We start from the raw sequence: 12,087 nt of genomic DNA on the forward strand, positions 1-12,087 counted from the left end.
GACCAGCGCCGCAATCACGAGCCCGACCAGTACGATGCACAAGATCGCCCAGATCCAGCTGAAGCCCATGCCGTAACCCATACCGTAGTCATTCATCATGGTTCTCTCCCGGAGTAATTTTTGCTGGGCGCCGAAGCGATGATCCTAAGCTTTTCGGCGTTCAAGACGTTGACGTGGATCAGTCACCTGAGTCAGGGAAGGGATCAGCGCAAAATCCCTTGGACTGCCGCTTCTTGCCATGGATCCCAGCACCAACGTCCACTTCCATACGGCTGCTGCATCATTCAACCTCGGCGCGGGGCGTGCCCGCAGGTGCCTCACCGTTTGCCTCGATGTCGGTGATATATCTCTTCATTTCAGCGATTTCGCTAAGCTGCGCCTCGATGATGGCGTCTGCCAGTGCCCGGACCCTTGGGTCCGAAATATCGGCCCGCTCGCTGGTCAGGATGGCGATGGAATGGTGCGGGATCATCGCCCGCATCCAAGCGAGGTCCTCGACCGTCTCTTGGCTTCGGACAAGCCAGAGCGACAGAGCGAATGTCACAACGGAACCCGCGAAGATCGCGAGATTGACCGTTTTGTTGGAATACATGCCCAGCATGAAAGCAAGCATGATGATCGCCATCACTGCACCCATATAGATGGCCATCCACATGCGCGTCTGCGAGAAAAAGATGTGGTCAAGCGCGTAAGTGTTGAGATACATCAATCCGAACATCACGACCGTTGACGTCGCGATCATCGCGAAGAAGCGTCCATAATTCATCTTTTACCTTCTGATTAAATGATGTTTTTATTACAACGTAATTCGGGTGCCGAGGGTTCCAAAATCGAAAATATTTTGGGTTATTAAGGTTATGGCAGTCCTTATTTGTGCAAATATTTTACCAGCGCTGCAATTGCGAGATCGGACCAGCACAAGGATGACGATCATCCAGAGCCAGCCGAAGCCCATTCCCAAGCCCATCCCGCAACCGTTCATCATCGTTGCCTCCTGATCCGTGATCGGGTTGCCCCCGCCAGACGCCATTTGGCGCGACTGGCGGGGAAAAAGGGCGTGTTAGTTACTGCCCATCATGCCGTGACCCGCGCCCGGCATGTCGCCCTGCCGTCCGCCCATGTGGTTTTGCATCATCGCGGCCATTGCCGCCATTTCAGCCTCTGTCACCGTCACCTGGCCGTCGCCGTCGCCGTCGGCATCGTGCATCTGGAAGGCCACGCGGGCCTTCAACCAGATGAAGGATCGCCTGACCCGTTTCGTGAACGAGCGCACCCATATGCTTGCGGCCCTGAGCCATGACTTGCGTTCTCCCCTGCCGCGATGCGGCTCAGGATCGAAATGCTGGACTAAACAGAAGACAGCATCCGGCTAAAGGCATTGGTCGAGGAGACGCAGGCGATGGTCGAGGCCACGCTGGAGTTCGCGCGCGGTGTCGCCAAGACTGAACCCACCGAAACGATCGGCCTCGCCTCGATGTTAGGCGACTTGGTGAATGATGTGAGGGGTGGCCGCGCGAGCCTCGCGCCCATCGAGCCGCTGTTCGCGACCGTCCGCCCGCACGCCCTGAATCGCGCTCTGCGCAATCTGATCGACAACGCGGTCCGCTATGGCGGCAGCGCCAAAGTGATCCTGAAGCAAGAGCGGGGGATGGCAATCATCTCCATCGCTGACAAGGGTCCGGGATTGCCCGATGATCAGCTTGCGGCCGTCTTTGAACCCTTCGTGCAGTTTGAAAGTTCGCGTAGCCGCGACACCGGGGGCGTTGGTCTCGGCCTCGCGATTGCCCGTACCATCATCCAGGCACACGGTGGTTCCGTAGTGCTTCGCAACTTGCCAGAGGACGGACTGGAAGCCGTTGTGCACTTGCCGCTCGGAGATGCGTAAGCAAACCGGACCGAGTTCCGAAGCTGGTTCGAACCATGTGCCCACGTTCTACGGCGGCACGGCAATTCATTGAAGCCGGACTGTTTCGAATTCGCGGTCAACCGGTCGGTCGCGTTTGATACGGCCATACCCTGTGCAGATCGTCGATCACCACAGGGTGGTGATGGGCAGTGGTTCCGTGCGCAGCCAAGTGGGGATGACCGGACGGCAAATCCGCGTGCTGGTGAGGAATGTCATCTTCGAGGTTGGCGGGCCAAAGCCTGAGTGCCGCGACAAGGCCAAGTGCCGCGATTCCCGCGAGGATCAGGAAGGTGGCGTCCAACCCGAACCTCGCGCCCGCCCATCCGGCGAGTGGATAGGTCAATAGCCAGCATGCATGTGACAAGGCGAACTGTGCTGCGAAAATTGCAGGTCGATCCTCTGGTTGCGCGGACCTGCGCAGCAAACGGCCGGTGGGTGTTTGCGTCAGGCTGTAGCCAAAACCCAAGATCAGCCAAAGCGCGCCAAGTGCGGGCAGCGATCCGACCAGTGGTCCAAAGAGCATGCCAGCCGCCAAGATTGCAGCACCTGCGATCATCGGTGGTCGATCCGGCATGCGGTCCAGCAGCCGTGGCAGAACCAGCGCCGCCGTCATCGACCCGGCTCCGAAAGCTGCAAGGGCAAGGGCGACCTGCGTTTCGGCTAGACCGAGCCCGGCCTGCACGATCACCACCGTGTTGACGATCACCATGGCACCCGCCGCCGCCACGCACAGGTTCAGCGCCAGCAGGCCGCGCAATCGCGGCGTCGCAAGGTAATTGCGGATGCCGCGCGTCGTGCGGACCCAAACGCTACGCTGGGCGGCGGGTCGCGGGCTGGGCAGTGTCACGGTCAGGACAAGGGTGGCTGAGGCAAGGAAACCGACCACCGTGCCGCCAAACAGGACGGGAAAGCTCACCACCGTCAGCAATGCCGCCGCGAGTAGCGGGCTCAGCAGGTTTTCGAGATCATAGGCCAGCCGCGAAAGCGAGAGGGCTCGGGTGTAGTCGGCCTCTTCGGGCAGAACATCGGGGATCGTGGCCTGAAACGTCGGTGTAAACCCGGCCGAGGCGGCCTGAAGCAGGAAGATCAGCACATAGACCTGCCAGACCTCGGTCACGAAGGGTAATGCCACTGCCACCGTCGCCCGGATCAGATCCAGCGCCACAAGCATCGTCCGTCGTGGCAGCCGATCTGCAACGGCCGAGGCGATGGGGGCAAGCATGACATAGGCCACCATCTTGATCGCCAGCGCAGTACCCAGCACGAGGCCAGCGTTCTTGCCTGCAATCTGCCAGGCCAGCAGGCCGAGTGCCACCGTGGCGAGCCCTGTGCCGATCAGCGCGATCACCTGCGCCGCGAAGAGGTGCCGATAGGTGGGGTTGGCGAGAACCGAGAGCATGAGCCGATCCCTAAAGCAGCTTTGCCAGCGCGCGCAGCTCGGCCATGTTGCCGTCGCTGTCATGCCCGAGGCAGTGGTCGATATGGTCATGGATCAGCGTGCGCTTTGCAGCCGTGATGGCGCGCTCGACCGCCAGCAACTGGTTCGCGATGTCGGCGCAGGGTTTTCCGGCCTCCAGCATCTCGATCACGTGCCGAAGATGTCCATCGGCGCGCTTCAGCCGTTTGATCAGACCGGAGTGGGTTGCGTGCAGATGCGCTGCTGTCATATACAGATTGTTATCCCCCCAGGGGGGATCTGACAAGAGCCGTCGCGACCCGCCGAGCGGTGCCATATCGAGGCGAATACTAAGAAGGTAGAAGCACAAGTGCTGCACAGGCTGATCGTCACGCTAGGAATTCTGGCCGTACTGTTCGCGCCTGTCGGCGTGGCGTTGACCCATGGCCCATCCGCGCATGGCCTTTCGGTCCCGACATCGCTCTCGATCCAGGATCATGGACACGGGCATGATCACGCGGCAGCACCTGCAAAGGCCGACGCGGTTCAGGGCGCGAGCCCAATCCACGACGCTACCGACCATGAACACCAGCTTGTGGCAATGCTTGCGGGTGGGGACGCATTGTACCTCGCGGCATTCTCTGGGAGTTCCCCTTCTTGTTCGCAAAGCGCTGCCGGCAACCAGGCGGAAGGGCCACGTCGACCCCCACGAGGTGTGACGGTCTGACCTTCACCCCTCCAGGCTGACACGTTTCACGGATAATCCACATGACATATATACACCGGACCCCGGCAGGGAGAGGTCAGGCGCATGGCGTCCTTGTCCTTATCCTGTTCGCTGGGATCATGACCCTTTGGACTGAGGCGGCCCTTGCCCATGCCGTCACACTTGGTGATCAGGGCTATATTCAGGAAATCAACGGGGTGCATATTATCCCGTTCCTTTACCTCGGCGCCAAACACATGGTGACAGGCTATGACCACATCCTGTTTCTACTGGGCGTGATTTTCTTCCTTTACGGGATGAAACAGATCGCCGCGTATGTGAGCCTGTTTGCCATCGGACATTCGGTGACGATGCTCGCTGGCGTTTGGTTCAAATTCGGCATCAACAGCTACATCATCGACGCAATCATAGGGTTTTCGGTGATCTACAAGGCGCTCGACAATCTTGGTGCCTATCAGAAGTGGTTCGGGTTCCAGCCGAACACCAAGATCGCCACACTGATCTTCGGCTTCCTGCATGGCTTCGGGCTTGCGTCCAAGATCATCGACTACGACATCTCGCCAGACGGGCTCTTGGCGAACCTCATCGCCTTCAATGTCGGTGTCGAGATCGGTCAGCTTCTGGCGCTCGCAGCGATCCTCGTGGTGATGAGCCGATGGCGCGTCACCCCGTCCTTCGCGCGGCAGGCCTATGCCGCCAACGTCCTCATGATGACTGCCGGCTTCACCCTGATGGGGTTCCAGATCGCCGGCTACTTCGTCGCCTGACACTCGGAGATTCAGATATGCAACGACCATTCGATATGGGAACAGCGCCTGTTCCCCCCTTGAGGGGCGAACCGCGCCATCGCTCCGCAACCGATGTTGCGAGCCACGTCAAGGGCGTACAGGCAACCTCGGGCGGCTTGGTGCAAGCCACGCTTGGCTCCGCTGTTGCAGGTGCGGCGATCCTCGGGCTGTTCTGGCTGCCTGCCGAATACGGCATCGACCCGACCGGCCTCGGCAGCGTCATGGGGCTGACCCAAATGGGCGAAATCAAGCAGCAGCTCTATGCCGAGGCAGAAGCCGACGATGCCGCCCTTGCTGCCGCCGCTCTGGCTCCATCCCCGCCAGTGGCTGGCGAAACTGCCCTGGCATCGCGGCTTGACGGGATAGAGGCGCAACTTGCTGCCATAGCCGCCGTCGTGGGGGCCGATCAATTGGCCGGAGCACCGCCACCAGAGCCGGTTGTCGCCCCCGATCAACCAGAGAGTGCTGTGGTCCCGGAGGCGACACTGACTGCCGTCGCGCCCGCACCCTCCGTGTCTGATCCCGCCGCACCGCTGTGGCGCGACGAGGTCAGTTACACCTTGGCAGCCGGCGAAGGCATCGAGGTGAAACTTGTGATGGATCAAGGCGCAGTTGCCGAGTTCGAATGGACGGCCAATGGCGCGGTCGTGAATTACGATACCCACGGGGACGGCGACGGCAACAGCATCAGCTACGAACAGGGCCGCGCTGTCGCCGGTCAGACAGGCACGCTGACGGCGGCGTTCACCGGCAACCATGGCTGGTTCTGGCGCAACCGGACCGATGCACCCGTGACTGTCACGTTGCGAACGCGAGGAGATTATAGCGAAGTGCGGGCCCCATGAAACCCGCTCTAGGGACCTTCCATCACTCCCGGAAACCTGTCTCAAGAAAGCAGCTCGAGCAGTATAAGCGCGGGCAAAGAACACCGCCCGCGCAATTGAGTTTGGATCAAGGAAACGCCAGAGATGGGGTAGATGCCGCTCACCCCTGACGGCACCGCAATGTGCCATACTTGTGATGTCGAAACACAAGGTGAAGGAGGGGCCATCGATGGGAGAAGTTAACATGATCGACGTCGACCTGGCAAAGTACACGTTGAAAATAATGGCCACTCTTTCGGTTCAGCAAAAAGAGAAAACGTTCACGTCCTGCGATCTTTACATTGGCCGTGCCGATACGCGCCTTTTGCAACGCGCGCGGCACATGGCCGTTCCTGCAAGGCGCGGCGCTGGCCTGCACCTCAACCGGACCGTCTGGGTCCGCAACCCACGCGAGGCAATTGCATCGAGCTTTACGCCGCGAAACAAATTCCGGCCGGACACGGATAAAGGGGCTTGAGACAGCACACCTATGTCTTGACAAGCCAGTCTCGGGACAACTGATACAATCGCCGCATTTGCTGCTTTTTGGCTGCATCCGAGGGAATGGTGTGCACGGCCTTTGGGCCGGGTGGTTTGTCACGACAAGGAGTTTCTGCTTTGCGCCGCATGATCCTGCCGAACCGCGCGGCCCTTGGCACGATGCATGGCAAAGCTGTGGCAATTGCGCCGCCGATGGCCCGTCTTGGGATCACATTGGAGGTGCCAGACGGGCTTGACACAGACCGGTTTGGCACTTTTACCAATGAGACTCCGCGCTTGGGCACCATGGATGATGCTGCCCGCGCCAAAGCCTGTGCCGCAATTGCAGCCACTGGCCTTTCCGTAGGTATCGCCAGCGAAGGCGCATACAGACCGCATCCGTGGATCCCCTTTTTGCCCATCGGTCGCGAGGTTCTCTTGTGGCGAAACGAGGAAACGGGGCAGGAGGTGATCGAAAGGCTGACGGACGAGGCTCCGTGCTACGATAATGCGATAGTCTTTTCGACTGACGAAGCTGCCACGTTTCTGGCGAGCATCGGTTTTCCCCAGACCGCTGTCATCGTGGCCCCCGGCGGCCAGGGCGCGGCACCTTTGGCCAAGGGTTTGCAGGACCTTGGGTCGGTTGATGATGCAATCCAACGCGCGCTGCACCTGTGGGGCACGGGCGGCGCGTTCCTTCAAACCGATATGCGCGCCCATCTGAACCCCCGAAGGATGGAGACCATCGGCCGTCTGGCCGAACGCCTTGCCGCACGGCTGGGGACAGGCTGCCCGGTCTGTGCAGCACCCGGATGGGGGCTGCTGCGTGTGGAAACGGGTTTGCCCTGTTCCTGGTGCGACGGACCAACTCTGCTCGTCAAGACCGAGGTCCACGGCTGCACGCTTTGCGGGTCAGAGAAAAGCCTGCCGCGCACTGATGGCGCCTGCACGGCTGACCCCGGCCATTGTCCCACTTGCAACCCATGACAGCATGGAAACTGCGAAACCAAAGCAGTCGAGGATGAATGGATGCCACTCTTCCCGGGTGGAGTCGCGACAAACCAAACTCCGGATGTTCCAAGCGGTGAGGGTGGCGATGGCGGATGAAACGATTGGTATTGGGCTCTTCACCGGTCAGGCGAGTGGTTATCTGATTGGTCATTGATCCCGACAGACCTTGGCGAAAAATTGGAATGATTGAATTCATTGGCTTTTTGCCAGAGAAGGTTAGACGGCAGTCGCGTTCCCTCCGCCACAAACCATTCGCGAACCCGAGACGAGGCCCCAGCGTGGGCATTTTTTCTTTTTGTTTCAAAGGGGTTTAGCTGAGCCATCCGACTTTCGGAGACGCGCTGCCCGGCCGAGGCTGGGCTCAGAATGGCCCTCAGTCTCAGTTTGGGCGAACCTAGCCCGTTCCGGTTCGGCCCAGTCTTTCTATTGGATTTCAATTCTCTGCAGCCGAACCCCGCCAAAACCCAATCGCGCGATCCGAACGACTTCGATGGCAACATGGACGGAACACGCGGTAGGCGCGTTGCTCGGGATGACAGCGAAAACAGGCGGATTGCTGGGGTAAGTTCGCATCCCATTCACTCACTGAAACCCCTGATGACAAACCATTTTGGCACCGCTAGCGTTTCGAGGACCTCGGATTGGTTCAGATCGATGCGGAGGCTGAGCCAAACCAAGTAGCGAGAACAATCTTAGGATGCCCGCATGAACCCAATTGACATCATTCCAGATATTCACGGCCAATCCGCCAAACTTGACGCTGCCCTCGGTGGGCTGGGGTGGCGGCGGAGCGCGCTCAGTTGGACCCACCCGGATCCGGATCGACAGATTGTCTTTCTGGGAGACTTCATCGATCGTGGTCCGGACAATCGGGCTGTCCTCAAGACCGTCCGCGAACTTGTCGATGCAGGCAAGGCCAAGGCGATCATGGGCAATCATGAACTCAACGCTCTGCACTTTCACACGACGCACCCTGATGATGGCCAGCCGCTTCGTGCGCATTCGCCAAAGAACATCCGACAACATCGGACGTTCCTGGACTAGTTCCCGCCCTGCGATCCGCAGACGCGCGACGTTCTGGACTGGATGCGCAGCCTGCCACTGTTTCTGGAGGAGGACGGGTTTCGCGCCGTGCACGCCTGCTGGATCGACGCCTCATTGGACCGGCTCAAGGCGCTGACCGGGAATGGCGTGTTGACCGAGGAACAGCTGATCCGAGCTGCCGATCGCAATGAGGCCGACGAGATATTCATATTGGCCGAGCAGATCACCAAGGGGCCGGAGCAGCGGCTACCGGAGGGCTGGTCGTTTACGGACAAGGACGGGACGGAGCGGGATCAAGTGCGCTTGCAATGGTGGAACGCGGCCGCACGCACCTGGCGCGACATCGCAATCTCTGTGCCATCGGTTGAGGACCTGCCTGACGAGGACCTGCCGGAGACACTTTCGGCACAGACCTATCCAGCCACTGCGCGACCGGTGTTCTTCGGGCATTACTGGCTGAGTGGCGACCCGGTCCTGCAGGCCCAGAATGCGCTTTGTCTCGACTATTCCGCGGGCAAGGAGGGCCCTCTGGTGACATACGAATTGTACCCGGGTGAGGTATCGCTCTCCCCCGAACGCATCTGTATGCATGAAACCCCGAGCTGATGGGGCACTACATACAGACAAGACCAAAATGATGAGCGAGTGATCCATGCTGAAGCCCGAGACCGAGTTGTCAATTAATCGACTGAGCGATGCACTTCGCACGAGTTTCGAATGGATCGTTAAGCGCGACCGCGAAGTTGCGATCGGTGACATTGCAGAGGCATGGGCTGAGCTGACGGCTAGCGCCCTTCAGGACGTACAGCTGATGGCACCGCCGATTGTTGATCATACCGAACCGTTCCTCCCTTTCATTGAAACGCACAAGATCCGGACGGACCTATTCCGAGTTGCTCTAAGTGGCATGCGCGGCGGCCCTCGGCTCGACCTTATCTTTCAAGTATGGTTCGACACTGAGGATGCCAGCGGTGGGTTTGGCGTCCCTTTGATTATGCAGAAGATACCCAGCGCAGGTCTGATGCCAGACCTGGTTTGGAATGATCTCCGAGAGGCCGCGAAAAAGCTGAACGCTGCAACTCCGTCCGGGCGGATCGTTTTGTTCGGAGACGGCTCGGATTTCGACTGGGGCGAAACGCGCATATCGCGCTTCAACCCCATCATGGTCATGAACGCGCACACGTTTGCCAGCATTCAGGCTTCGCCACATCCAGTATCCGGCCGCCTCCACTACCACTTCTGTGATGATCTGGCTTCCGGTTGGATTGGAGATCCCGCGCTGTCCGGCCGAGAGAATTCGCCTGTTCTCGACGAAATCCTCAGTAATTTCCACGTCGGACATGTGCTCAGGATCAGTATTTTTAAGCAAGGAAAATGATATAATTCCATAATGAGAGCCACATTTCATAAATTACAAATTGAGGGCGCCCAAAAATGAGCCGAGCCGATCAAGCTAGAGTAACCAAGGAAGCATCAGCGGAACTAATAGCGAAGTTTCCTAAAGTAGCATCATTACCCCGAGACTCCCGCGGCCTCCCGGTCCCCGCCAACGTTGGTCGTGATCCCGTTAACGGGCGGCCAGTGTTCGCCACATCTGACCTGAATAAGGAAATTGATCTTCTTTGTGATGGAAAATGCGCAGTCACTGGCACCAAGTTCGATACTGACGATGTCTGGTTCATTTCAACACCAGACCTGGCCTTGTATCCGTTTGGTCTGTGCCTCGATGCGCCAGTTTGTGGAGAGGCGAAGGACTTTTCGCTGCAAGTTTGTCCGTACTTTAGTTTGAAAAACTACCAGGCGCTGAGTTCCGAGCAAAAGGATGCAATGTCACGAAATCGCCAGGGGGTCGATCCGATAAAGGAATTCGTCCAGCCAACCAAATTTGCGGCTGTCCGCGTTCGAGGGTTTCAGGTTCAGCCGACCGCATCCGGAATGCGTTATCTTCCAAGCCGGAGGTATACTCGCGTTGAATTTTGGAAAGAAAGATCATGCGAGCAGGTTGCTGAGGGGGCAGAACTTGACTTACTTCTAAACGAAAACTTCCAAATCGCGGACGGTATATTTCAAAAAGTGAAGTGGCCTGATTGGGCGCATGCATCATTCAATGGCAATCTCAATGGGCTCTGGCCTTGGAACATCCCGGGAGCTAGGGACATACTCTTGCAGGCGGCTAGGGAGGCGCTCGCCAAATAGATAACTGCTTGGGTAACGTAGTGCTTTTGGCCTGACCGTATAGGACTCAGCGACGCACGGATTAGTCGAATACCTTCTCTGGTTGCTCTACCCACGGCAGCTCCGCCACACCGCAGAGATCAAAGATCGACAGTACCGTGGGCTCGCGGCGCAGGACCAGACGTTCCAGCACCATGGGCGAGAGCCATGCCAGCCGGATCACGCGGCTGACATAGCGGTCAGAGATGCCTTCCTCTCGGGCCAGATCGGCGATGGTGTTGACGTTGCCGCGCTCCAGCCTCCGCCGCCAGTCCCATGCACGGCCGATGGCACGGAGGAGACGGGCATCCTGGCCGCGATCCATGGCGACCTCGATCTCCTTGGGAGGCAGAATGCGGGGGCGGCCGCCGCGATTGCGCAAGGTGAGCGGGATGTGGACGCGGAGGGTTTCTGTCTCTGCCATTACGCCACCTCCACCTTTGCCGGGGCCATGAGAGCAGCAATCGCGCTGAGGCCTTCGTGTCGGAGATCGACCGCCAACCCGGCGTCGCTGGCCGTGACGCGCGCCACCAAGAGCCTAACCACGCGCGCCTGCTCGGCCGGGATCAGCGCCTTCCACATGTCGTCGAACTGGGTGAGCGACGCGCTGATCGCCGCCTCGTCAAGGTCTGGCCGATCCTTGCGCAGGGTCCGCGACACCCGTGCGGCCACTTCCGGCGTGCGCAGCAGGCGGCGGATTTCGCCGACCACGGCATCCTCGACCATGCCACCGGGCAGCCGTTGCGGTCCGCGCAGCTCGGCCTTGGGGCGGTTTTTGATAACGTCCATCGAGACATAGTAGCGATAGCGCCGCGTGCCCTTTTTCGTGTGGTGCGGGGTCATCGCCACGCCGGTCTCGGTGAAGATCAGCCCGCGCAGCAGTGCCGGTGAGGGTTCCTTGGCCACGGCGGCGCGCTTGACGCGGTTGTTCGCGATCACCTCGTGCACCTCGTCCCAGAGACTGGCATCGATGATCGCGTCATGCTCTCCGGGATAGGCGTCGCCCTTGTGCACGGCGAGGCCGGGGTAGGCGCCCTCCGCCCGGATCCACATTTCGCGTGGGTTCACCACTCGCTTGTGCTTCAGCTTGAAGGACACCTTGTTGTAAACGTTGTTGCCGATGTATTTTTCGTTGGTCATGACCTGGTGAACGGATGCCCGGGACCACGGCCGCTCAAGATCCGTCAGATGCCCCTCGGCATTCAGGGCTTCCGCAATCTCACGCTCCGAGTGGCCGTCCTCGACGAACATCCGATACATGCGGCGCACGACATCCTTTTCTTGCTCAGGGCCCGGAACGAGAACGACACGGTCGGTCTGAAAACTCTTCTGTTGGCCGCGGGACAAGGCACCCTTCGGGTTGCCGTGTTCGTCGATCAGTACCCGGCGCAACCCATATCCAGCCGCACCGCCTTGCCGGTAGCCAAGCTCGACCAGGCGGCATTGCCCCGCGAAGACCTTTACCGATAGCTCGCGGCTGTATTCGCCCGCCATGACCCGCTTGACGGTTTTCAGTAGGTTGGAGCCGATGCTGCCGTCGTTTTCGAACTGCTCACCGCAATAATGGACCCGGATCCCCGCCCGAGTGTCAACGCCGTTTGAACTTTCCCCAAAAGTGCCGAAGTAAAATTCCCCACTCTGGCGGGTCCGGTAATCAG

14 protein-coding genes and 1 pseudogene are annotated in these 12,087 nt (G+C 59.5%); 9 read left to right on the plus strand and 6 right to left on the minus strand.

What is annotated here, in order from left to right:
- Nucleotides 1–280 precede the first annotated feature (280 nt).
- Together H9529_RS14335 and H9529_RS14340 are read right to left on the minus strand one after the other, a co-directional pair.
- Nucleotides 281–766 carry a DUF305 domain-containing protein gene (locus H9529_RS14335; protein ID WP_092892053.1) on the minus strand — a complete coding sequence of 162 codons (486 nt, stop codon included), beginning with the start codon at nucleotides 764–766 and terminating at the stop codon, nucleotides 281–283.
- Nucleotides 767–1,060: 294 nt separating this feature from the next.
- Complete coding sequence (locus H9529_RS14340) at nucleotides 1,061–1,219, minus strand: hypothetical protein (protein ID WP_223814182.1); 159 nt, start codon at nucleotides 1,217–1,219, stop codon at nucleotides 1,061–1,063.
- A gap of 159 nt (nucleotides 1,220–1,378) precedes the next feature.
- Between H9529_RS14340 and H9529_RS14345 the strand changes: the two genes are divergently transcribed.
- A complete protein-coding gene (locus H9529_RS14345) occupies nucleotides 1,379–1,885 on the plus strand; it encodes a sensor histidine kinase (protein ID WP_223814183.1) in 507 nt (168 codons plus the stop codon).
- Nucleotides 1,886–1,982: 97 nt separating this feature from the next.
- Here H9529_RS14345 and H9529_RS14350 read toward each other — a convergent pair whose 3' ends face one another.
- Both H9529_RS14350 and H9529_RS14355 read right to left on the minus strand, forming a co-directional pair.
- Nucleotides 1,983–3,305: an MFS transporter gene (locus tag H9529_RS14350; RefSeq protein WP_092892055.1), complete on the minus strand. Its 1,323-nt coding sequence runs from the start codon at nucleotides 3,303–3,305 to the stop codon at nucleotides 1,983–1,985.
- 10 nt (nucleotides 3,306–3,315) lie between these two features.
- On the minus strand, nucleotides 3,316–3,573 hold the full coding sequence (locus tag H9529_RS14355; protein WP_092892083.1) for a metal-sensing transcriptional repressor: 258 nt from the start codon (nucleotides 3,571–3,573) through the stop codon (nucleotides 3,316–3,318).
- A gap of 575 nt (nucleotides 3,574–4,148) precedes the next feature.
- On the opposite strand from H9529_RS14355, the gene H9529_RS14360 reads away from it, so the two are divergent.
- From H9529_RS14360 to H9529_RS14390, 8 genes are all read left to right on the plus strand, one after another.
- Nucleotides 4,149–4,796: a HupE/UreJ family protein gene (locus tag H9529_RS14360; protein ID WP_223814184.1), complete on the plus strand. Its 648-nt coding sequence runs from the start codon at nucleotides 4,149–4,151 to the stop codon at nucleotides 4,794–4,796.
- A gap of 140 nt (nucleotides 4,797–4,936) precedes the next feature.
- Nucleotides 4,937–5,662 (plus strand): hypothetical protein, encoded by a 726-nt coding sequence (locus H9529_RS14365; RefSeq protein ID WP_223814185.1) that lies wholly within the window; start codon nucleotides 4,937–4,939, stop codon nucleotides 5,660–5,662.
- Between the two features lie 223 nt (nucleotides 5,663–5,885).
- Entirely contained in the window at nucleotides 5,886–6,158 is a 273-nt protein-coding gene (locus H9529_RS14370; RefSeq protein WP_143033544.1) for a hypothetical protein, read from the plus strand.
- A gap of 149 nt (nucleotides 6,159–6,307) precedes the next feature.
- On the plus strand, nucleotides 6,308–7,147 hold the full coding sequence (locus H9529_RS14375; RefSeq protein ID WP_092892065.1) for a DUF6671 family protein: 840 nt from the start codon (nucleotides 6,308–6,310) through the stop codon (nucleotides 7,145–7,147).
- A 729-nt stretch (nucleotides 7,148–7,876) separates the two neighbouring features.
- A complete protein-coding gene (locus H9529_RS20810; protein WP_223814186.1) occupies nucleotides 7,877–8,215 on the plus strand; it encodes a metallophosphoesterase in 339 nt (112 codons plus the stop codon).
- Nucleotides 8,216–8,257: 42 nt separating this feature from the next.
- Nucleotides 8,258–8,821, plus strand: a complete 564-nt coding sequence (locus H9529_RS20815) for a metallophosphoesterase family protein (protein ID WP_223814187.1) — start codon at nucleotides 8,258–8,260, stop codon at nucleotides 8,819–8,821.
- A 46-nt stretch (nucleotides 8,822–8,867) separates the two neighbouring features.
- The gene (locus H9529_RS14385; RefSeq protein WP_092892067.1) at nucleotides 8,868–9,593 is read left to right on the plus strand and encodes a hypothetical protein; all 726 of its coding nucleotides are present in this window, start codon (nucleotides 8,868–8,870) and stop codon (nucleotides 9,591–9,593) included.
- A 203-nt stretch (nucleotides 9,594–9,796) separates the two neighbouring features.
- The gene (locus H9529_RS14390; protein ID WP_092892069.1) at nucleotides 9,797–10,411 is read left to right on the plus strand and encodes a hypothetical protein; all 615 of its coding nucleotides are present in this window, start codon (nucleotides 9,797–9,799) and stop codon (nucleotides 10,409–10,411) included.
- Between the two features lie 61 nt (nucleotides 10,412–10,472).
- Here H9529_RS14390 and H9529_RS14395 read toward each other — a convergent pair whose 3' ends face one another.
- Nucleotides 10,473–10,853 carry a hypothetical protein gene (locus tag H9529_RS14395; protein ID WP_092892071.1) on the minus strand — a complete coding sequence of 127 codons (381 nt, stop codon included), beginning with the start codon at nucleotides 10,851–10,853 and terminating at the stop codon, nucleotides 10,473–10,475.
- Nucleotides 10,853–12,082 (minus strand): annotated as a pseudogene (locus H9529_RS20820) (recombinase family protein); the annotation flags it as partial. The pseudogene H9529_RS20820 and the gene H9529_RS14395, both read right to left, overlap by 1 nt.
- Nucleotides 12,083–12,087: the final 5 nt, after the last annotated feature.

This window comes from Roseicitreum antarcticum (assembly GCF_014681765.1).
Taxonomy (GTDB): domain Bacteria; phylum Pseudomonadota; class Alphaproteobacteria; order Rhodobacterales; family Rhodobacteraceae; genus Roseicitreum; species Roseicitreum antarcticum.

Excerpts from the sequence above, each read along its gene's own strand:
- H9529_RS14385 (WP_092892067.1), top strand. The coding sequence starts at position 8,868 with ATGCTGAAGCCCGAGACCGAGTTGTCAATTAATCGACTGAGCGATGCA.
- H9529_RS14375 (WP_092892065.1), top strand. The coding sequence starts at position 6,308 with ATGATCCTGCCGAACCGCGCGGCCCTTGGCACGATGCATGGCAAAGCT.
- H9529_RS14350 (WP_092892055.1), bottom strand. The coding sequence starts at position 3,305 with ATGCTCTCGGTTCTCGCCAACCCCACCTATCGGCACCTCTTCGCGGCG.
- H9529_RS14395 (WP_092892071.1), bottom strand. The coding sequence starts at position 10,853 with ATGGCAGAGACAGAAACCCTCCGCGTCCACATCCCGCTCACCTTGCGC.
- H9529_RS14335 (WP_092892053.1), bottom strand. The coding sequence starts at position 766 with ATGAATTATGGACGCTTCTTCGCGATGATCGCGACGTCAACGGTCGTG.
- H9529_RS14355 (WP_092892083.1), bottom strand. The coding sequence starts at position 3,573 with ATGACAGCAGCGCATCTGCACGCAACCCACTCCGGTCTGATCAAACGG.
- H9529_RS20810 (WP_223814186.1), top strand. The coding sequence starts at position 7,877 with ATGAACCCAATTGACATCATTCCAGATATTCACGGCCAATCCGCCAAA.
- H9529_RS20815 (WP_223814187.1), top strand. The coding sequence starts at position 8,258 with ATGCGCAGCCTGCCACTGTTTCTGGAGGAGGACGGGTTTCGCGCCGTG.
- H9529_RS14370 (WP_143033544.1), top strand. The coding sequence starts at position 5,886 with ATGATCGACGTCGACCTGGCAAAGTACACGTTGAAAATAATGGCCACT.
- H9529_RS14360 (WP_223814184.1), top strand. The coding sequence starts at position 4,149 with ATGACCCTTTGGACTGAGGCGGCCCTTGCCCATGCCGTCACACTTGGT.